This window comes from Streptomyces sp. CA-251247 (assembly GCF_050952975.1).
GTDB classification, from domain to species: domain Bacteria; phylum Actinomycetota; class Actinomycetes; order Streptomycetales; family Streptomycetaceae; genus Streptomyces; species Streptomyces achmelvichensis.
Map to the genome: position 1 here is coordinate 5381776 of NZ_CP191861.1, position 20805 is coordinate 5402580.

Annotated in this window: 15 protein-coding genes; 12 read left to right on the plus strand and 3 right to left on the minus strand. The window is 71.8% G+C overall.

The features are described from left to right. Nucleotides 1-76 precede the first annotated feature (76 nt). Nucleotides 77-1645, minus strand: coding sequence for an alpha/beta hydrolase (locus ACQPWZ_RS23995; RefSeq protein WP_405572564.1), 1569 nt, complete (start codon nt 1643-1645; stop codon nt 77-79). Between the two features lie 496 nt (nt 1646-2141). After that, a complete protein-coding gene (locus ACQPWZ_RS24000) occupies nt 2142-5093 on the minus strand; it encodes a lysylphosphatidylglycerol synthase domain-containing protein (RefSeq protein WP_433572345.1) in 2952 nt (983 codons plus the stop codon). 215 nt (nt 5094-5308) lie between these two features. Between ACQPWZ_RS24000 and ACQPWZ_RS24005 the strand changes: the two genes are divergently transcribed. The 7 genes from ACQPWZ_RS24005 to nudC all read left to right on the plus strand — a co-directional run bounded on the left by ACQPWZ_RS24005 (nt 5309) and on the right by nudC (nt 16395). Next, nucleotides 5309-5662: an MGMT family protein gene (locus ACQPWZ_RS24005; protein ID WP_384430160.1), complete on the plus strand. Its 354-nt coding sequence runs from the start codon at nt 5309-5311 to the stop codon at nt 5660-5662. Between the two features lie 203 nt (nt 5663-5865). Beyond that, nucleotides 5866-9465 (plus strand): ATP-dependent helicase, encoded by a 3600-nt coding sequence (locus ACQPWZ_RS24010; protein WP_433572346.1) that lies wholly within the window; start codon nt 5866-5868, stop codon nt 9463-9465. Between the two features lie 102 nt (nt 9466-9567). Continuing rightward, nucleotides 9568-10410 (plus strand): hypothetical protein, encoded by an 843-nt coding sequence (locus ACQPWZ_RS24015; RefSeq protein ID WP_433572347.1) that lies wholly within the window; start codon nt 9568-9570, stop codon nt 10408-10410. 57 nt (nt 10411-10467) lie between these two features. Continuing rightward, a complete protein-coding gene (locus ACQPWZ_RS24020) occupies nt 10468-10848 on the plus strand; it encodes a UvrD-helicase domain-containing protein (RefSeq protein WP_433572348.1) in 381 nt (126 codons plus the stop codon). Next, on the plus strand, nt 10839-14000 hold the full coding sequence (locus ACQPWZ_RS24025; protein ID WP_433573859.1) for a 3'-5' exonuclease: 3162 nt from the start codon (nt 10839-10841) through the stop codon (nt 13998-14000). Before ACQPWZ_RS24020 ends, ACQPWZ_RS24025 begins: the two co-directional genes overlap by 10 nt. 10 nt (nt 14001-14010) lie before the next feature. Beyond that, a complete protein-coding gene (locus tag ACQPWZ_RS24030; protein WP_433572349.1) occupies nt 14011-15408 on the plus strand; it encodes a dipeptidase in 1398 nt (465 codons plus the stop codon). Nucleotides 15409-15444: 36 nt separating this feature from the next. Continuing rightward, entirely contained in the window at nt 15445-16395 is a 951-nt protein-coding gene (nudC, locus tag ACQPWZ_RS24035; RefSeq protein WP_327680519.1) for an NAD(+) diphosphatase, read from the plus strand. 115 nt (nt 16396-16510) lie between these two features. On the opposite strand, the gene ACQPWZ_RS24040 is transcribed toward nudC, so the two are convergent. Continuing rightward, a complete protein-coding gene (locus ACQPWZ_RS24040; RefSeq protein ID WP_313944243.1) occupies nt 16511-16753 on the minus strand; it encodes a mycoredoxin in 243 nt (80 codons plus the stop codon). Nucleotides 16754-16923: 170 nt separating this feature from the next. On the opposite strand from ACQPWZ_RS24040, the gene ACQPWZ_RS24045 reads away from it, so the two are divergent. The 5 genes from ACQPWZ_RS24045 to ACQPWZ_RS24065 all read left to right on the plus strand — a co-directional run bounded on the left by ACQPWZ_RS24045 (nt 16924) and on the right by ACQPWZ_RS24065 (nt 20803). Beyond that, nucleotides 16924-19098: an ATP-dependent DNA helicase UvrD2 gene (locus ACQPWZ_RS24045; protein WP_340475235.1), complete on the plus strand. Its 2175-nt coding sequence runs from the start codon at nt 16924-16926 to the stop codon at nt 19096-19098. 165 nt (nt 19099-19263) lie between these two features. Further along, nucleotides 19264-19602: a hypothetical protein gene (locus ACQPWZ_RS24050; RefSeq protein WP_340475236.1), complete on the plus strand. Its 339-nt coding sequence runs from the start codon at nt 19264-19266 to the stop codon at nt 19600-19602. Between the two features lie 194 nt (nt 19603-19796). Continuing rightward, nucleotides 19797-20165 carry a WhiB family transcriptional regulator gene (locus ACQPWZ_RS24055; protein WP_327680511.1) on the plus strand — a complete coding sequence of 123 codons (369 nt, stop codon included), beginning with the start codon at nt 19797-19799 and terminating at the stop codon, nt 20163-20165. Next, the gene (locus ACQPWZ_RS24060; RefSeq protein WP_327680509.1) at nt 20162-20485 is read left to right on the plus strand and encodes a hypothetical protein; all 324 of its coding nucleotides are present in this window, start codon (nt 20162-20164) and stop codon (nt 20483-20485) included. Before ACQPWZ_RS24055 ends, ACQPWZ_RS24060 begins: the two co-directional genes overlap by 4 nt. 117 nt (nt 20486-20602) lie before the next feature. Further along, a complete protein-coding gene (locus ACQPWZ_RS24065) occupies nt 20603-20803 on the plus strand; it encodes a hypothetical protein (protein WP_340475238.1) in 201 nt (66 codons plus the stop codon). Nucleotides 20804-20805: the final 2 nt, after the last annotated feature.

A 20805-nucleotide genomic window follows, 5' to 3' on the forward strand; every position in this document is an offset into this window, starting at 1 on the left:
CGGCGGCCCGCCGGCCCACGCGGGCCTGTGGACAACGCCGGAGGCACGCCGGGTTCGGGGCGGCCCTGGCGCGGTCCTAGCTGCACACCGTCCCTGAGGCGGGGGCCTTGCCTTCGAGGAGATAGGCGTTCACGGCCTTCTTCACACACGCGCTGTTGCTGTTGTACGCGCCGTGCCCCTCGCCCCGGTACGTCAGCTCGATGCCCACGCCCTTGCCCAGCGCGTTCACCATCGCCCGCGCACCCTCGTACGGGGTGGCCGGGTCACCGGTGTTGCCGATGACGACGATGGGCGCGGAGCCGGGTGCGGAGACGTCCGGGTGGGTCCACTGGCCGGGCACCGGCCACTCGGTGCAGCCCATGAGTCCCCAGCCCAGATAGTCGCCGAACACGGCGGATGCCTTGCGGAACTCCGGCAGTTCGGCCTTCGTCCGGTCCAGCGAGTAGCGGTCCTTGGAGTCCACGCAGTTGATGGCCGCGTTGGCCGCCTGGATGTTGCTGTAGTGGCCGTCGTCGCTGCGGCCGTTCATGGCGTCCGACAGCGCGAGCAGCAGCGCGCCGTCCCCACCGTCGGCCTCATCGAGCCCTTGTTCCAGCAGCTCCCAGTACTCCTTGGAGTACAGCGCCTGCGCGATGCCGTTCGTGGCCTGCGACTGCGTCAGCATCCGGTCCCCGCTGCCGGGAATCGGCTTCTTGTCGAGCCGCTGCTGCAATTGAATGATCCCGTCCTCGACCTCTTTCACGGTGGAGCCGGGCAGCAGGCACTCGTCGCCGCGGTCCACGCAGTTCTTGGCGAAGTTGTCGAGTGCGAGCTGGAAGCCCTTCGCCTGGCCGAGCGAGCCCTGCTGCGAGTCCTTGGTCGGGTCGACCACGGCGTCGAAGACGGCCCGCCCGACGTTCTTGGGGAACAGATGCGCGTACACGCCGCCGAGTTCGGTGCCGTACGAGATCCCGAAGTAGTACAGCTTGGCGTCGCCGAGCACCTGGCGCATCAGATCCATGTCGCGGGCGGCGTTGACGGTGCCGACGTGGGGGAGCTCGCCGCCGGAGTTCTTCTCGCAGGCGCCGGCGAAGGATTTCAGATTGTCCGTGAAGGCCGTCACCTCGGCCGGGTCGTCGGGCGTCGAGTCCGAGGCGAAGTATGCGTCGAGCTGCTTGTCGTCCTCGCACTCCACGGGCACGCTGCGGCCTACCCCGCGGGGGTCGAAACTCACCAGGTCGTAGCGGGTACGCAGACCGGCGTAGTCCGCGGAGGCGGGCGGCAGGGTGGCGACACCGGAACCGCCGGGTCCACCGAAGTTGAAGATCAGGGAGCCGATGCGGTTGTTCTGGTCGAGCGCGGTGGCGCGGATCAGGGCGATCTCGATGGTCTCGCCGTCCGGATCGGCGTAGTCGAGGGGAGCGTCCATGAAGGAGCACTCCCAGTTCGTACCCCCCGGCAGCGGGGACGGCGCGGGGCCACCGCCCTCGGCCTCGGAGGGCGCCGGGCACTTCTGCCAGTCCAGCGTCTGGGAGGCGAGGTCCTTCCCCCCGGAGGAGCCGGTGTCCTTCTCCTTGTCACCACTGCCGGAACAGCCGGCGACGAACAGCACGGCGAGGGACGCGGCGAGAGCGGCGGCGCGCAGGCCGGAGGAAGAGGTCGGCATGCCGCCATGGTGCTCCGCAAGCCCCCACGCCGCCCCTGCGCAGGCCCAAGCGGGTGGTTTTCGGGCAACCTCGGCCCGTCCGGCGTTTGAGGAGAACGCCACAGGCCGTGCGCCCGCGACCGCCGGGTCTGATGCCGGTGAACGAGGCCGATCTCAGCCGGTCCGCCGTTCGAGGACACGGCCCCAGGCCGTGCGCGACCCGCGGCCCGCGGGGGCCGACGTCGGCGAACAGGGCCCAATCCGGCCCGTCCGGCACTCGTGGACACGGCCGCAGGCGATGCCCCCGCGTTCCGCGCCCGCCGGGCCTGACGCTTGGAACGAGGCCGATCTCAGCCCGTCCGGCGCTCGAGGACACGGCCGCAGGCCGTGCACCGCCCGCGACCGCGGGGCGCCCGGACCCCCGCCCGGCACGCCCGCCAGGGCCGACGCCTGCGAACGAGCGCCGCATCCCCGGCCCGCTCGAGGACGACAGAACCGGCTGCCGGACGCTCCCGGCTTACAACGCTCCCTTGCGGGTCAAATGGTTGAACGCGAACCACCCCGGCAACACCGGCAACCACAGCGTCAGCATCCGGTACAGCAGCACCGCCGGTGCCGCGACCTCCTTCGGGACGCCCGCCACGATCAGGCCGAAGGTGAGCGCGCCCTCGACCGCGCCGACACCGCCGGGCGTCGGCGCCGCCGACCCGAGCGCGTTGCCCGCGAGGAAGACGACGGCGATGCTCGCGTAGCTCAGCGGCTGCGCGCCGTTGCCGAAGGCCCGGATCGACGCGTCCAGGCACATCACGAACACACCGGTCAGCAGCAGCATCCCGCCGATGCCGGTGATCAGCTTCATCGGCCGCTGGAGTACGTCGAGCATGCGCGGCACCACGCCCGCGAACAGCGACCGCAGCCGCGTCGAGACGAACTTCCGCAGGAACGGGATCGCGGTCACCACCAGCACCAGCACGGCGACCGTCAGCAGGCCCGCGATCACCGTCCTGGAGGGACTGAGCGAGGCCGTCTTCTCCGTACCTGTCAGGTAGCCGAAGGACAGCAGCAGCAGGATGTGCGCTCCGAGCCCGAACAGCTGGGACGCGCCGACACTCGCCACCGCGAGCCCCGGACGTACCCCCGAGCGCTGGAGGAAGCGGGTGTTGAGCGCGACGCCGCCGACCGCCGCAGGAGCGACGATCTTGACGAACGAACCGGCGACCTGTGCGACCACGGTCCGCAGGAAGGGCACCCGCTCGGGCACGAAGCCCAGCAGGCTCATCGCCGCGGCGATGTAGCTGAGGGCGGAGAAGGCGACCGCGGCCGCCACCCAGCCCCAGTGGGCCCGTCCGAAGACGGTGCCGAAGTCGATGCCGGCGAGCTGCGAGAGCAGGAAGTACGCGGCCACCGCACCGGCGATCATGCTGACGAGGGTGCGCGGCCGGATGCGTTCGAGGCGTACCGGTTCGACCGGCGCCTGCGGCCTGATCAGCAGCACCTGGCGGCGGATCTGGGAGAGCAGGTCCTCCTCGCGCACCTCGTCCATGGCTTCGTCCATGGCCCGCTTGTCGGCCTGCTTCTCGGCCCGCTCGGTCTTGCGCACCGCCTTGCGGTCGTCGGCCGCCGGCCCCTCGGCCGCTTCGGTACGGGCTCGTTTGGCGGCCGCGGAGGCCTCCAGTACGGCGTCCCGCTCCCGCTGCGATCGCTCCCGCGCGAGTCTGCGCAGCGTCGCCCGGGTCGAGCGGCTCAGGGCGATCGGCTGGAGCAGCGGCAGACAGTCGGCGACCGTGTCGGGACCGAGGATCTCGACGGCGGTGGCGACCGCGCGCTCGGCACCCACCCGCAGTCCGATGGTGGTCAGCAGCTGCGCGATGTCCATGCGCAGCACCATGTCGCCCGCCGCGATCTCGCCGCCGCGCAGATCGGTGATGATCACCTTGCCGGAACGATCCACCAGAATGGCGTCGCCGGTCAGTCTGCGGTGCGCGATACGGCGCGACATGAGCGCCTTCACCTGCCGCCAGGCGCCGCGCGCCACGTCGTCGGTGATCTCGCCGTCGTCCATGGCGTCCAGCGAGCGGCCGCCCAGGTGCTCGTACACGAGCATCACGGCGTCGGGACCGAGTTCGGACGTGGCGATCAGCTTGGGGGCGTTGGCTCCGGCGGCGATGGCGGCATAGGCGAGCAGCGCCTCCTGCTCCAGCGCCTGGCGCAGCGACGGGTTCGAGCGGCGCGTGGTGATGGAGCGCAGTGTCAGCCGGCGCCACACCCGGTAGAAGAAGCCCTGTGCCTGCTGCTCGCGGTCGACGACGGTGACGTCGAGCGGCGCGCCCTCCTCCAGGGTCACCAGATACCGGCGGCCGCGGTCGCCCTGCTCGGCGGGGCTGCCACCGATGGGACGCAGGGGGGAGGAGTCGGGGACGTCCTCGGCCCGCATCGCGTTGACCGGGCGGAAACCGACATGGCGAAGACCGGCCATCAACGTCTGGCCGGTCGGGCGGACGTTCGGTGAGCCGACCGCGTAGAGCGTTCCGTACGCGACGGTCCAGCCGAGCAGGACGGTCAGGATGATCGAGAACGGGGTGGTGTACCCGGCGACCAGCATCGCGAAGGCGTCGAGCAGCAGCACCACCCACAGGACGACACGCCATCTGGGTCTGCGGGACATGCCGACCGCGGTCATGTACGCGATGACGGGGGCGAGATACCCGTGCACCGGGTCGGTGAGCCCGCCGTCCGTCTGTGTCTGGGTGAGGGCGTCCTGAAGCGTGCCCGGCGCGCCCCTGGCGACCCAGAGGTCCGTGGCGAGCGTGACGCCGTGTGCGAGGACGGCCGCGAGGACGCCGTCGGCGATCCGCAGTCCGTCCCGTTTGATCAGGCGCTCGATCGCGAAGGCGACCGGCACCAGCAGGACGGCGATGCTGGAGACGAGTCCTGCGATCTTGACCAGCAGGTCGGGTGCCTGGCCGGTGCCCTTGTTGATGTCCTGTTCGAGGCCGGACGTGGTGCCGTGGGCGAAGGCGGCGACGGCGAGCACCACGGCGATCAGGAGGATGCCGATGAGCAGGCGCATCAGGTCGGAGGGGCGGTGCACACGGGCGGCGAGCAGCGGTTCGTCGCCGGAGACCCGGTCGATGCTGGCGACGTCGGTGACATCGCCGGCGGCGTCCGCCTTTGTCAGCGCGGTCTTCGCGCCGTCGGTCGTCTTCGCGTCGCCGGTGGTCTTCGCGGTGTCCTTCGAGCCTGCCGCGGACGGCCCGGGCGAGGACTGGTCCGCTGCGGACGGTGCGGCGGGGGACGACCCGCCCGCGGGCTGGTCGGCGGGCTGCCGGTCGGCCGAGGACGGCCCGGCTGCGGACTCGGTGGTGGCGTTGTCGCCGGCGGTCCGGCCGGAGTCCTGCGCGGCGGGCGGAACGGGCGCGTCCGGGCGTGACCCGGCCTCAGGGGTGCTTGCTGCCTTGCCAGGCTGCACGCCCTGCTCCTCGGTCGTCTCGGTCTCTTCTTGATCTCGTATCACCAGTCACCGCCCGCACGATGGTGGCACGCCCCGCCGACAGAGGGGGGCATCAGGGTGTATTGCGGGGGCGGGAGGGGCGTGAGATACGCCCCATTGCCGCCGGAAACCCGCTCTGCACCCCATGTGCCCCTCGCCCGCAGCGCCCTGCGTTGTCGGTGGCGTGCGGCAGGATGGACCGGATGGAAGAGCTGCCGGAGTACGCGGAGCGGGTCCTGGAGGTCGCCGAGCTGATCCCGCCGGGCCGGGTCATGACGTACGGCGATGTCGCCGAGTGGCTCGGCGAGGGTGGCCCCCGCCAGGTCGGCCGGGTCATGGCGCTGTACGGCGGATCTGTGCCCTGGTGGCGTGTGGTCCGCGCCGACGGCATGCTGCTGCCCGGCCACGAGCTGCGCGCGCTCGCGCAGTACCGGACCGAGGGCACACCGCTCCGGGAAGCCCCACGCAGCGCCGAGGGGCATGTGCCGCGCCTCGACATGAGGCGCGCGCGGTGGGACGGCGGCGATGGCGACGGCGCTCACATATGACAGCTTCCGCCATCCGGCGTCCGGACGTGCGGTCCAAGGACTGTCCGGAGTACGTCGCGCACGGGGAGTAGGCGCCGATTCCGGCGTTCTTCCGGTACACGGCGGACTCGCTGCGTCGTCGCCGCGCGCTGGCGTAGCGTCTCCAGGGCGCGGCACGAACCGCTCCATCAGCACCAGCACACCCACCAGGACCGGCGATCCACGTGAGCTCCTCCTCCACCACCGGGCGTACGCCGTACCCGCAACAGGTACGGCAGGGGGTCCCCCCACGCCCGCAGGGGCCCAGGGGGAGGACCCCAGGCGCCTACCGGCTGGTGCGTACCCCGCCGGGCGCTGTGGATCCCCCTCTTCTGGACGCAACCCAGCGGGCTGTGGTTGACCACGATCACGGTCCGCTGCTCGTTCTCGCTGGTCCGGGGACCGGAAAGACCACGACCCTGGTCGAGGCGGTTGCCGCGAGAGTGGCCAAGGGAGCCGATCCGGAACGCATCCTGGTGCTCACCTTCAGCCGCAGGGCCGCGGTCGAACTGCGGGACCGGATGGCGGTGCGGCTCGGCGGTGCACAGGGTCCGCAGGCCACGACGTTCCACTCCTTCTGCTACGCCCTGGTCCGCGCGCACCAGGACGCCGACCTGTTCTCCGAGCCCCTGCGCCTGCTGTCGGGTCCCGAGCAGGACGTCGCCGTGCGCGAGCTGCTGGCGGGCCAGATCGACCTGGAGGGGGAGGGCCTGGCCCGCCATCAGTGGCCGGACGACCTGCGGGCGTGCCTGACGACGCGCGGCTTCGCCGACGAGGTCCGCGCGGTGCTGGCCCGCAGCCGCGAACTGGGCCTCGGACCGGACTCCCTGGCCCGCTTCGCCGCGCGCACCGGACGGCCCGACTGGCGGGCGGCGGCATCCTTCCTCGCCGAGTACCTCGACGTCCTCGACATGCAGGGCGTCCTCGACTACGCGGAACTGGTGCACCGGGCGGTGCTGCTCGCGGAACGGACCGCGTCGCCCTACGACTTCCCGTACGACGCGGTGTTCGTCGACGAGTACCAGGACACCGACCCGTCCCAGGTGCGGCTGTTGCAGGCGCTGGCGGGCGGCGGGCGGACGCTGGTCGCGTTCGGCGACCCGGATCAGTCGATCTACGCGTTCCGCGGCGCGGACGTGAACGGCATCCTCGACTTCCCGGACGCGTTCCGGCACGCGGACGGCAGTCCTTCGGGCGTCGCGGTCCTCAGGACGTCCCGCCGCAGCGGTGCGTTGCTGCTGGAGGCGACCCGGCTGCTGACCCGCCGGATGCCGCTGACAAGGCTGCCCTCCGACAAGATGCGGGCGCACCGTGATCTGTCTGCCGTCCGCGAGGGCGGGACGGTGGAGACGTACACCTTCCCGACGGCGTCCACGGAAGTGGAGAACATCGCGGACACCCTGCGCCGTGCCCATCTGGAGGACGGCGTCCCCTGGTCCGACATGGCGGTGCTGGTCCGTGCCGGTGACCGGACGATCCCCTCGATCCGACGTGCCCTGACGTCGGCGGGCGTACCCCTGGAAGTCGACGGCGCGGACGTCCCGCTGCGCCACGAGCCGGCGGTGTCGCCGCTGCTTGCGGCTCTGAGGGCGGTGGCGACGGCGGCCGCCGCGCTTCCGGCGGCGCTGCCCTCCGCCGAGGCGGACGCTGAGCAGTCGGAGGCGCTGCCCTCCACCGGGGCGGACACTGAGCAGTCGGAGGCGACGGGCGTAGCCGGGGGCCCGGACGATGCCCCGGACGCTTCGGCCACGCCCGCGAACCCGGAGGATCCCCCGGGCACCGCAGACGCGCTCGCGACCCCGGACACCGCAGACGCGCTCGCGACCCCGGACGACCCCGACTCCGCAGACGCCCCTGACGACGGCATCCCTGACGACGGCGCCCGCGAGAGCTCGAGCGCCGCCCCCGCCCCCTGGCTCGACACCGAGACCGCCCTCACCCTTCTCGCCTCCCCGCTCGGCGGCATGGACGCGGCCGACCTTCGACGGCTCGGACGGGCCCTGCGGGACGAGGAGCGCGCCGCAGGGAACAAGCTTCCGCCGCCCTCCGACCTCCTCCTCGCCCGCGCGCTCGTCGAGCCGGAACGCCTCGTCGCCCACGACCCCTCGTACGCCCGCGGTGCCCAACGTCTCGGCGGTCTCCTGCGCAGCGCGCGTGAGCTGCTCGAAGGCGGCGGCACCGCTGAAGAGGCCCTGTGGGGGCTGTGGGACGGCACTCCCTGGCCCCAGCGTCTCGAACGCGCCGCCCTCCGCGGCGGTCCCGGCGGCCGCAACGCCGACCGTGACCTCGACGCCGTGTGCGCGCTCTTCGACACCGCGGCACGCGCCGAGGAACGCACCGGTGGCCGCGGCGCCCTCAACTTCATCGAGGAGATCGAGGCCCAGGACATAGCGGCCGACACCCTGTCGAAGCGGGAAGTGCGGCCCGATGCCGTACGGCTGATGACCGCGCACCGTTCCAAGGGCCTCGAATGGAGCCTCGTCGTCGTGGCCGGTGTCCAGGAGGGCCTGTGGCCGGACCTCCGCCGCCGCGGCTCCCTCCTGGAGGCGGACCGCATCGGACGGGACGGCCTCGCCGAGCCGCTGACGCCGGGCGCCCTCCTCGCCGAGGAGCGCCGGCTCTTCTACGTGGCCGCGACCCGCGCCCGCGACAGGCTCGTCGTCACGGCGGTCAAGGCGCCCGCCGACGACGGTGATCAGCCCTCCCGGTTCCTGACCGAGCTCGGAGCCGAGCCGAAGGATGTCACCGGCCGTCCCCGCCGTCCCCTCGCCGTCTCCGCGCTCGTCGCCGAACTGCGTGCCACGACCGTCGATCCCGAGGCGTCGCCCGCGCTGCGGAACGCCGCCGCCCGCAGGCTCGCCCGCCTCGCGGCCCTCGCCGACGACGAGGGCCAGCCGCTCGTCCCCGCCGCGCACCCCTATCGCTGGTGGGGGCTGTACGAGCCCACCCACAGCCGCCTCCCCCTGCGTGACCGCAACGAGCCGGTCACGCTCTCCGGAAGCGCCCTGGACCAGCTCGCCAACACCTGTGCCCTCCAGTGGTTCCTGGGCCGTGAGGTGAAGGCGGACGCTCCCGCCACCGCCGCCCAGGGATTCGGCAACGTCGTCCACGTACTCGCCGACGAGGTGGCCTCCGGGCGTACCCCCGCCGACCTCGCCGTCCTGATGGAGCGGCTCGACTCGGTCTGGGACGCGCTCGTCTTCGACGCGCCCTGGAAGTCGCAGCAGGAGAAGCAGCACGCGCGCGTGGCCCTCGAACGGTTCCTGCGCTGGCATGTGATGGACCGCGGCGGCCGTGTCCCCGCAGCGACGGAACACGACTTCGACGTGACGCTGGAGGCCGGTGAGTACGCGGTGCGCATCCGCGGCTCCATGGACCGCGTGGAGCAGGACGCCGAAGGGCGTGCGTACGTCGTCGACTTCAAGACCGGCAAGCAGACGCCCACCAAGGACGAGGTCGCCCACCACCCCCAACTCGCCGTGTACCAGCTCGCCGTGCGGGAGGGCGCGCTCGACGACGCCTTCGACGGCCGCCGTCCCGAGCCCGGCGGTGCCGAGCTCGTCCAGCTGCGGCAGGCGGCCCCCAAGAAGGAGGGCGGCGAGGCCCTGCCCAGAATCCAGGCGCAGGAAGCGCTGACGGGGGAGTGGGTCGGCGACCTGCTCGCGACGGCCGCCGGCCGTGTCCTGGACGAACGCTTCACCCCGTCCGCCGGGCAGCACTGCACCCACTGCGCCTTCCGCGCTTCGTGCAGCGCCCAGCCGGAGGGCCGCCAGACAGTCGAATGACGGGGTGTTGTGGCCCATGCCACACGATCCGCATGCATCCATTGGCTGTCGGCATGTGTCGCCCAAGGGGCGAGACATCAACGGGGTTCAGAGGAGACGCAGATGGCGGCACGACGTACGTTCCTGGTTTCGGCAGCGGTCTGCGCGACGGTGGTCGCCGGGCTGACGGGCTGCTCGAAGGACGGCGACAGCAAGAGCGACGGCAACGCGGGCGCGAAGAAGGAAGCCACGGCCACACCGAAGGCTCCGGCCGACCCCTTCGTCGGGCTCACCGCCGACAAGATCAGCGACAAGGCGATCGCCGCGACGAAGGCCGCCGGCTCGGTGCGCATGGCCGGGCGGGTCACGAGTGACGGTGAGGAAGGGGACATCGACTTCACCGCCGACTCTCTAGGCTCCTGCAAGGGCACGATGGGCCCCGCCGGCAACTCTCTCGAGCTCGTCCAGCTGAACAAGGTCCTGTACATGAAGGGCGACGAGGACTTCTACCGGGCGCAGTTGACCGGGAGCGAGATGCCGAAGGCCGAGGCCGACGCCGCGGTGGAGCTGATGAAGGGCCGCTGGCTGAAGATGCCCGCGGAGTCCGCCGGCGAGATGGGGGGTGCCTGCGACGTGAAGACCATGATCAACGACATGGACAACGAGAAGTCGGACCGTCAGGGCATGACCAAGGGCCCCGACGCCGACGTGAACGGACAGCCCGCCGTGACCCTCGTGAAGAAGAAGACCGGCGGCGAGACGCTCACGATGTACGTGGCCAAGGAGGGCAAGCCCTACCTTCTGAAGGTCGTGGTGGTCGGTGGCGACGAGCCCGGCACGATGACGTTCTCCGACTACGACAAGCCGGTGAAGGTCACGGCCCCGCCGGCCGACCAGGTCGTCGACCTGGACAAGCTGGGCGGAGCGGACGCGGGCACGGGAACCGGCGGCGGGCCGGACGCCTGAGCCCGCGGAGGCCGGTGGGGACCACCGCTGTCAGTGGTCCCCATTAGCCTCTCTGGAGTGAACGCCCGCATCACCGATCCCGAGCAGCTCAAGGAGCTCCTCGGCATCCCCTTCACCCCGGAGCAGACGGCCTGCATCACGGCACCGCCCGCCCCGCAGGTCATCGTGGCCGGAGCCGGGTCGGGGAAGACGACGGTGATGGCCGCCCGGGTGGTGTGGCTCGTCGGCACCGGCCAGGTCGCGCCCGAGCAGGTCCTCGGCCTCACGTTCACGAACAAGGCGGCGGGGGAGCTCGCCGAGCGGGTCCGCACCGCTCTCGTACGGGCAGGGGTGACCGACCCCGACGTCATCGACCCGGACCACCCCCGGGCGAGCCGCGCATCTCCACCTACCACGCCTTCGCGGGGCAGCTCCTGGCCGACCACGGGCTGCGGATAGGCCTGGAGCCGACCGCCCGATTGCTCGCCGACGCCACCCGCTACCAACTCGCCGCCCGCGTACTGCGCGAGGCGCCCGGCCCCTACCCCTCGCTGACCCGGTCGTTCCCCTCGCTGGTCAGCGATCTGCTGGCGCTCGACGCGGAGCTCGCGGAGCATCTGGTGCCTCCGGAGCAGCTCGGTTCGTACGACTCCGAGCTGCTGCGCACCCTCGACGGTGTCCGGCTGAGCAATGCCGAGCTGCGCAAGGTGCCCGAGGCCGCAGCCGCGCGCCGTGAACTGCTCGACCTCACCATCCGCTACCGGGAGGCCAAGCGCTCCCGTGAGCTGCTCGACTTCGGCGACCAGATCGCCCTCTCGGCCAAGCTCGCCCTCACCCGCCCCGAGGTCGGTGCGATCCTGCGGGACGAGTTCCGGGTCGTCCTGCTCGACGAGTACCAGGACACCTCCGTCGCCCAACGGCTGCTGCTGTCCGGACTGTTCGGCCAGGGCACCGGTCATGCCGTGACCGCGGTCGGCGACCCCTGCCAGGCCATCTACGGCTGGCGTGGAGCATCGGTGGCCAACCTCGACGACTTCCCCTCCCACTTCGCGCACGCCGACGCCCGTCCCGCCACGCGGTTCTCGCTCAGCGAGAACCGCCGCAGCGGGGGCCGGCTGCTGCACCTGGCCAACGATCTGGCGACGCCGCTGCGCGCCATGCACGAAGGCGTCGAGGCGCTGCGGGCCGCGCCCGGTGCCGAGCGCGACGGCATGGTGCGCTGCGCACTGCTGGCGACACACGAGCAGGAGATCGCGTGGCTCGCCGACTCGATCGCCCACCTCGTGCGTACGGGCAAGGAGCCCGGTGAGATCGCGGTCCTGTGCCGGACCGCGGGCGACTTCCCCGAGATCCAGGCCGCGCTGGTCGCACGCGACGTCCCCGTCGAGGTCGTCGGCCTGTCCGGGCTGCTGCATCTGCCCGAGGTGGCCGACCTGGTCGCGGTGTGCGAAGTCCTCCAGGACCCCGGGGCGAACGCCTCGCTGGTACGACTGCTGACGGGCCCCCGCTGGCGGATCGGCCCCCGGGACCTGGCTCTGCTGGGCCGCCGGGCCCGGCTGCTCGTGCACCGTGCCCGCGCCGACGGGACGGACCCGGACGAGCGGCTGGCGGCGGCGGTCGAGGGCACGGACCCGGCCGAGGTCATCTCGCTCGCGGACGCCCTGGACACGTTCCTCGAATCGGCCGACGGCGACGACGAGCTGGCCTTCTCCGCCGAGGCACGGGTCCGCTTCGCCCGTCTCGCGACCGAACTGCGCGATCTGCGGCGCTCGTTGGCCGACCCCCTGATGGACGTCCTGCACCGCGTCCTCGGCACGACGGGCCTCGAGGTCGAACTGGCCGCGTCCCCGCACGCCCTGGCCGCGCGGCGCCGCGAGACCCTCTCCAACTTCCTCGACACAGCGGCACGTTTCGCGGCGCTGGACGGAGAGGCCTCCCTGCTGGCCTTTCTCGCCTTCCTCCGTACGGCCGCGCAGTACGAGAAGGGCCTGGACAACGCCCTGCCGGGCGGCGAGAACACCGTCAAGGTCCTGACCGCGCACAAGTCCAAGGGGCTGGAATGGGACGTCGTCGCGGTCCCCGGCCTGACCGCCAAGCACTTCCCGAACGACCAGGCGCGGGAGGCGTGGACCTCCCAGTCCAAGGTCCTGCCGCATGCCCTGCGCGGTGACGCGGGCACTCTCCCGGACGTCACGAGCTGGGACGCGGGAGGGCTGAAGGCCTTCAAGGACGCCATGAAGGACCATCAGCACACAGAGGAACTGCGCCTCGGATACGTCACCTTCACCCGCCCGCGCACGCTGCTGCTGGGCTCCGGCCACTGGTGGGGCCCGACGCAGAAGCGCCGGCGCGGCCCGTCGGCGTTCCTTCGGGCACTCCATGACCACTGCACCGAGGGCTTCGGCGAGATCGAGGTCTGGGCCGACGAGCCGCCGGAGGACGCGGAGAACCCCTGCCTCGACACGAGCGGGCCCGAGCGGGCCTGGCCCCTTCCGCTGGACCCCACGTCCCTGGCCCGGCGCCGGGCCGCGGCGGAGACGGTGCTGGCCCACCTCGATGCCGGACCGGAGCCCGAGCCGGCCCCCGAGCCTCCCGACGACGCGGAGTGGGCACTGTGGGACGACGAGGAAGCACCGTTCGACGACCCGGAGGACGAGCCGCCCGCCCCCGACGACCCGTATGCCACGGGCGATGCGTACGACCCGGACCACCGTGGTTCCGCCACGGCCCTCCCGCCCGAGGCGCACGAACCACCGGCACGGTCCGGAGCCCCCGCGGCCGCGTCCGGCGCCCGCGGACCGGAGCTCTCACGAGCCGTGCCGCACCAGGCGGGCCCGCCGCCCGAGCGGCACGACGACGCCCGTCCCACCCCCGAGGACGTCCTCACTCCCGAGGACGCCCGCGCGATCGCGTCCTGGGACCGCGACCTCGACGCACTCGCCGGGGAGCTCCGCCGCAGCCGCACCGGTGTGCGGGCCGTGCCCGTGCCCCCGTCCCTCACCGCGTCCCAGCTCATGCGTCTGGCCGCCGACCCCGACGGCTTCGCCCAGGAGCTGGCCCGCCCCATGCCGCGTCCGCCCCAGCCCGCGGCCCGCAGGGGCACCCGGTTCCACGCCTGGGTGGAGTCCCGTTTCGAGGAGCTCCCGCTGCCCATGCTCGGCCCGGACGAGCTCACGGGCGACGACACCGAGACGCCGGAGATCGCTGACGAGCGCGATCTGGAAGCGCTCAAGGACGCCTTCGAGCGCACCTCGTACGCCCATCGCACGCCCTACCGCGTGGAGTCCCCGTTCCAGATCACCCTCGCCGGCCGCGTGATCCGGGGCCGTATCGACGCCGTCTACCGGCCCGGCGGGACCGGCAGCCCCCACGTGTACGAGATCGTCGACTGGAAGACCAGCCGCAGCGGCATCGCCGACCCTCTCCAGCTGGCCGTCTACCGGCTGGCCTGGGCCGAGCAGCACGACCTGCCCCTGGAGGCGGTCGACGCCGCGTTCGTCTTCGTGCGCAGCGGTGAGGTCGTCCGGCCGCCGGACCTCCCGGACCGCGTGGCCCTGGAACGCATCCTGCTGGGCGAGACGGCGGAGGAACCGGCGGCCGAGGCCCGTTAGGCTCACCAGCATGAGCGACACCCCGGACAGCGTCGTCCGTACGTACATCCAGCAGCACCGCGCCGCCTTCCTCGACGACCTCGCGGAGTGGCTGCGCATCCCCTCCGTGTCGGCAGAGCCCGACCGTGCCGCCGATGTACGACGCAGCGCCGACTGGCTCGCCGCCAAGCTCCGGGAGACCGGCTTCCCGGTCGCCGAGGTCTGGCCGACGGCCGGTGCACCCGCGGTGTTCGCCGAGTGGGCCGCCGGCGACCCGGACGCGCCGACCGTCCTCGTCTACGGACACCACGACGTCCAGCCCGCCGCCCGCGAGGACGGCTGGCACTCCGATCCCTTCGAGCCCGTGACCGTCGACGGCAGGCTGTACGCACGCGGCGCGGCGGACGACAAGGGTCAGGTCTTCTTCCACACCCTGGGCGTACGCGCGCACCTCGCCGCGACCGGACGCACCGCGCCCGCCGTCAACCTCAAGCTGCTGATCGAGGGTGAGGAGGAGTCGGGCTCGCCGCACTTCCGCGAGCTGGTGGAGGCCGAGGCCGACCGTCTCGCCGCCGATGTCGTGATCGTCTCGGACACCGGAATGTGGTCCGAGACCACCCCCACCGTCTGCACCGGCATGCGCGGTGTCGCGGACTGCGAGATCGAGCTGTACGGCCCCGACCAGGACATCCACTCCGGGTCGTTCGGCGGGGCGGTGCCCAACCCGGCGACGGTCGCGGCGCGGCTCGTGGCCGCGCTGCACGACACCGACGAGCGGGTCACCCTGCCCGGCTTCTACGACGACATCACGCCCCTGACCGACGCCGAGCGGGAGCTCTTCGCCGAGTTGCCCTTCGACGAGACGGCCTGGCTGAACACGGCCAAGTCCCACGGCACGCTCGGCGAGGCCGGCTACTCCACACTGGAACGCATCTGGGCCCGGCCGACCGCCGAGCTCAACGGCATCGGCGGCGGCTACCAGGGCCCCGGCGGCAAGACGATCATCCCGGCATCGGCGCAGCTGAAGCTCACCTTCCGGCTGGTCGCGGGCCAGGATCCGGACAAGATCGAGGTGGCGGTGAGCCAGTGGCTGGCGTCCCAGGTCCCCGCCGGCATCCGCTACGACCTCACCTTCGGGGCATCGACCCGCCCCTGCCTCACCCCGCTCGACCACCCCGCCCTTCAGTCCGTCGTACGGGCCATGAGCCGGGCCTTCGACGGACAGAAGATCCTCTTCACCCGTGAAGGCGGCTCGGGACCGGCGGCCGACCTCCAGGACGTCCTGGCGGCGCCCGTGCTCTTCCTGGGCATCTCCGTACCCTCCGACGGCTGGCACGCGCCCGACGAGAAGGTCGAGATCGACCTGCTGCTCAAGGGTGTGGAGACCACCGCGCACCTGTGGGGCGACCTCGCCGCCGCCCTCCGCTAACTGACACCCAATCCACTCGGGGGAGTTGGAAGAACCGTGAGCACCAACACTTTCGCCGGCGCCGGGGACCTCCCGATCGGTCTCACCGCACCGAGCGGCATCGACCGCGAGGCGCACCACCGTCTTGACGAGGCATGGCTGGCGGCGGCCTGGAGCCACCCGACGACGCGTGTCTTCGTGGTCTCCGGCGGCCAGGTCCTGATCGACGAACGCGCGGACGGGCGTACCGAACTGGTGATGACCCCGGCCTTCGAGGCCCCCGTCACCGAGACCCACCGCTACTTCCTCGGCACCGACGAGGACGGCGTGCGCTACTTCGCGCTCCAGAAGGACGCGCTGCCGGGCCGGATCGACCAGTCGGCCCGGCCCGCCGGGCTGCGGGAGGCCGGTCTGCTGCTCTCGCCGCGGGACGCCGGTCTGATGGTCCACGCCGTCGCGCTGGAGAACTGGCAGCGGCTGCACCGGTTCTGCTCCCGCTGCGGCGAACGCACGGTCATCGCGGCCGCGGGCCACATCCGCCGCTGCCCGGCCTGCGGCGCCGAGCACTACCCGCGTACGGATCCGGCCGTGATCATGCTGGTCACGGACGAGGAGGACCGCGCGCTGCTCGGCCGCCAGGTGCACTGGCCGGAAGGCCGCTTCTCCACGCTCGCCGGGTTCGTGGAGCCGGGGGAGTCGATCGAGCAGTCGGTGCGCCGGGAGGTCTGGGAGGAAGCCGGCGTGACGGTCGGCGACGTCGAGTACATCGCCAGCCAGCCCTGGCCGTTCCCGTCGAGCCTGATGCTCGGCTTCATGGCCCGGGCGACCTCGTCCGAGATCAACGTCGACGGCGAGGAGATCCACGAGGCGCGCTGGTTCTCCCGCGAGGACCTGCGGGCCGCGTTCGAGTCCGGCGAGGTGCTGCCGCCGTACGGGATCTCCATCGCCGCCCGCCTGATCGAGCTCTGGTACGGCAAGCCGCTGCCGAAGCCGGGCAGCGCCAACTGAGGTGCCGCCGGGATTCGCGATCCCGGCGGCGGTCACCGTTGTCCGCGGTCCTCGCGGTCACGGCACGACGACGCCCCCGCCCGACAGCGTCGAGCGGGGGCGCGTGCGGGTGCGGTCAGGCGCCGATCTTCTGCTTGACCTGCGCCAGCGAGGGGTTGGTCAGCGTCGAGCCGTCCGGGAAGAGCACGGTCGGCACCGTCTGGTTGCCGCCGTTGGCCTTCTCGACGAACGCCGCGGAATCCGGGTCCTGCTCGATGTTGATCTCGGTGTAAGCGATGCCCTCACGGTCCATCTGGCCCTTGAGCCGACGGCAGTATCCGCACCACGTGGTGCTGTACATCGTCACAGTGCCCGGCATGGTCTCTCGCGCTCCTCTGTCTCGCTGACTGCGTCCCACTCACTGCGGTGCGTGGTCGCACGGCGTAGAACGTACGTGACCGGCCCGCCATTCCCGTATTAGTAGGACCACACCCGCTCCCCTGTGGACAAGCGCCGCACCCGTCTCTCCGGACCTGGCAGCATGGCGGGGTGACAGCAGCAACGCACTCCTCCCTTTTCCCGCAGGTGCCCGAGTCGGCCGACGCGGTGCTCGACGGGCTCGACCCCGAGCAGCGCGAAGTGGCGACCTCCCTGCACGGCCCGGTGTGCGTGCTGGCAGGCGCCGGCACGGGCAAGACGCGCGCGATCACCCACCGCATCGCGTACGGGGTGCGCGCGGGCATTCTCCAGCCCGCCAGCGTGCTGGCCGTCACCTTCACCAACCGCGCCGCGGGCGAGATGCGGGGCCGGCTGCGCCAGCTCGGCGCCGGCGGGGTCCAGGCCCGCACCTTCCACTCCGCCGCCCTGCGCCAGCTCCAGTACTTCTGGCCCAAGGCGGTCGGCGGCGACATGCCACGGCTGCTGGACCGCAAGATCCAGCTGGTCGCCGAGGCGGCCGCGCGCTGCCGGATCCGGCTGGACCGCAACGAACTGCGCGATGTGACGAGCGAGATCGAGTGGGCGAAGGTCACCCAGACCGTCCCCGCGGACTACCCGGCCGCCGTCACCAAGTCCGTCCGCGACGCCCCCCGGGACCCGGCCGAAATCAGCCAGATCTACGGGATGTACGAGCAGCTCAAGCGCGACCGCTCGGCGATGGACTTCGAGGACGTCCTGCTGCTCACGGTCGGCATCCTCCAGGACCGCCACGACATCGCCGACCAGATCCGCCGTCAGTACCAGAACTTCGTGGTCGACGAGTACCAGGACGTCAGCCCGCTCCAGCAGCGGCTCCTCGACCTGTGGCTCGGCGAGCGGGACAGCCTGTGCGTCGTGGGGGACGCCAGCCAGACGATCTACTCCTTCACCGGGGCCACCCCGGACCATCTGCTGAACTTCCGCACCCGCCACCCCGGCGCGACCATGGTCAAACTGGTCCGCGACTACCGCTCGACGCCCCAGGTCGTCCACCTCGCCAACGGTCTGCTCAACCAGGCCCGCGGCCGCGCCGCCGAGCACCGGCTCGAACTGATCTCCCAGCGCGAGGCCGGCCCCGACCCGGCCTACGTGGAGTACGCGGACGAGCCGGCCGAGGCCGAAGGCACCGCCCGCCGCATCCGCGACCTGATCGCCGCGGGCGTCCCGGCCGGCGAGATCGCGGTTCTCTACCGCGTCAACTCCCAGTCCGAGGTCTACGAGCAGGCCCTTGCCGACGCGGGCGTCCCCTACCAGCTGCGCGGCGCGGAGCGGTTCTTCGAACGCCAGGAGGTCCGCGAAGCGGGCATCGCCCTGCGCGGGGCGGCCCGCGCCGGCGGCAACGACTCCTTGCTCGACGACGCCGGGGACCTCCCCTCGCAGGTCAGGGCGGTGCTCTCGACCAAGAACTGGACGAGCGAACCACCCGCGGGCTCGGGCGCGGTGCGCGACCGCTGGGAGTCCCTGGCCGCCCTGGTCCGTCTCGCCGAGGACTACGTACGGGTGAAGCCGGAGGCGACCCTGTCCGACCTGGTGACCGAACTGGACGAGCGGGCGGCCGCCCAGCACGCCCCCACCGTCCAGGGCGTGACGCTGGCCTCGCTGCACTCCGCCAAGGGCCTGGAGTGGGACGCGGTGTTCCTCGTCGGCCTCACCGAGGGCATGATGCCGATCACCTACGCCAAGACCGATGAGCAGGTCGAGGAGGAGCGCCGGCTGCTCTACGTCGGGGTCACCCGTGCGCGGCTGCATCTGTCCCTCTCCTGGGCGCTCTCCCGGTCTCCCGGCGGCAGGGCCTCCCGTCGCCCGACCCGATTCCTGAACGGCATGCGTCCGGGGTCGGCGGCCCCGGGTGCCCGCAGCGCGGGGGGCGCGGGTGGCGTCGAGCGCGGCGCAGGCGGCCGCCGCAAGCGGCGCGGTCCCGTGCTGTGCCGGGTGTGCGGCAAGACGCTCACCGATGCGGGCGAGATGAAGCTGATGCGCTGCGAGGACTGCCCCTCCGACATGGACGAGGCGCTGTACGAGCGGCTGCGCGAGTGGCGCTCGGACCAGGCGAAGGAGCTGGGCCAGCCGGCGTACTGCGTGTTCACCGACAAGACGCTGATGGCGATCGCCGAGGCCGTGCCGGGCGACGAGGGGGAGCTGGCCGGTATCTCCGGTGTCGGCGGACGCAAGCTGGAGCGTTTCGGCGCCGATGTCCTCGCCATCTGTGCAGGTCAAGAGCTTGGAGGAGTCGACGAGGAGGACTGATACAAACTCGTCGAAAAAATAGTTTGCGCGGGCCCCGGCAGGCCCCATAGGTTCTTAACCACGGGAACAGCGACTTCTCTGAAGCCCTGTTGTCGTGCTGTACTTATCCGAATACGCGTGATCGGCCCCGGCCGGTCCCCAAGACGCCGAGAGGAGGCGAATCCAGTGATCAGCATCGAGACCAGCTTCATCAGCACCGACAAAATGACCGATCGCTCGGCCGCCTCCACCTGCTCGCTCGGCTTCTCCGCGTCGTTCAACGGCACCGGTGTGTCCGGCTCCTCGGCCGCGCTTCCGGTGATCGGTCTGGGCGGAATCGCTCTGGGCGGACTCCCTGTCCGGGACCGCAATGAGCGACCGACCAAGGCACTGGCAGCAGACGTAGCAGCGGTGAAGGCCCAGGCCTATGCCTTTGCGGCGACCAGTGCCGAAACCAAGAAGCAGACGCAGCACCACACGATGTGGGCCTTCCGTGGGCTCGAACCCTGGAGTGATCCAGCCTGATTCAGATCAGGCCGGCGCCTTCAGGGCCGCGGAACCCCACCCGGGATCCGCGGCCCTTCTGTTTTCCCCGAACGGGGGAGTCGGAGCGAAGGGGCCTCGGGAACAGCAGCACCCGGTACCAGCCCCCCGGACCGAACCGGGGGACCGCCAACCGGCCAACAGGCCGGACCGACAAGACGAGGAACGACACCACCGTGCAACTCGAAGCGCACGCCCCGTCCGTACCGCCTTCCGAGACGATCCCCCCGCCCGCCCTCACGGAGGACTCCACCTTGACTCCGCTCACTGCGCTCACCGCGCTCGACGACGCCATCGAGAACCTCGGCGTACCCGTCCCGTGCCGCTCCTACGACCCGGAGGTCTTCTTCGCCGAGTCCCCCGCGGACGTCGAGTACGCCAAGTCCCTCTGCCGTACCTGCCCGCTGGTCGAGGCCTGCCTCGCGGGCGCCAAGGAGCGGCGTGAGCCGTGGGGCGTCTGGGGCGGCGAGCTTTTCATCCAGGGCGTCGTCGTGGCCCGCAAGCGGCCGCGTGGCCGCCCGCGCAAGAACCCGGTTGCGGCATGAACATCACCGGAACCATCGATCGCCCCCTGACGCACGATCCCCAGAAGCTGGCCCCCATGACCTCTTCCACGAGCGAGCCGTCCGGCTCCGCCACCCCAGACGTCACCACCATCGGCGCGACCGCCTCGCGTCAGAACAGGACCCGTGAGATGCAACTCATCCCAGAAGCCATGGCCCGTGCGCATATGCACGAGCGCCTGCGCGAAGCCGAGTCGGAACGCCAGGCCGTGCGCCTGGTCGCCGCCCGGCGGATGCAGCGCCGCGCCGAGCGCGTCTCGATGCGCGCCCGCCGTGCGCTCGCCATGGCCGTCATGCAGTAACAGCAGTCGGTACGTCACACCGTGACACCCACTGACCCGCGGGGGCCGGTCCGAACGGACCGGCCCCCGCGGTGCGTTCTTCCTGCGGCGACTGCCGTACGGGGTTATCGTCACGTGGTGGACCAGCAGCAGACTCCGCAGCCGCAACAGCCGGGTGCCGAGAGCGTCGAGTGTTCCCACTGCGGCAAGACCGCCGAGGGAACACCGCTCACCTGGACCTGCTCCGTGGAGAACGGTGTCCGCCGCTACTTCTGCGACGACTGTGCGCGCTCCCACCTCCGGGCGATCGAGGGCAGACTCGACTCCGACTGGTGGTGAGA

Coding starts and splice junctions, on each gene's coding strand:
- ACQPWZ_RS24040 (WP_313944243.1), bottom strand. CDS start 16,753: ATGCCGGGCACTGTGACGATGTACAGCACCACGTGGTGCGGATACTGC.
- ACQPWZ_RS24060 (WP_327680509.1), top strand. CDS start 20,162: ATGAACATCACCGGAACCATCGATCGCCCCCTGACGCACGATCCCCAG.
- ACQPWZ_RS24030 (WP_433572349.1), top strand. CDS start 14,011: ATGAGCGACACCCCGGACAGCGTCGTCCGTACGTACATCCAGCAGCAC.
- ACQPWZ_RS23995 (WP_405572564.1), bottom strand. CDS start 1,645: ATGCCGACCTCTTCCTCCGGCCTGCGCGCCGCCGCTCTCGCCGCGTCC.
- ACQPWZ_RS24005 (WP_384430160.1), top strand. CDS start 5,309: ATGGACCGGATGGAAGAGCTGCCGGAGTACGCGGAGCGGGTCCTGGAG.
- ACQPWZ_RS24015 (WP_433572347.1), top strand. CDS start 9,568: ATGGCGGCACGACGTACGTTCCTGGTTTCGGCAGCGGTCTGCGCGACG.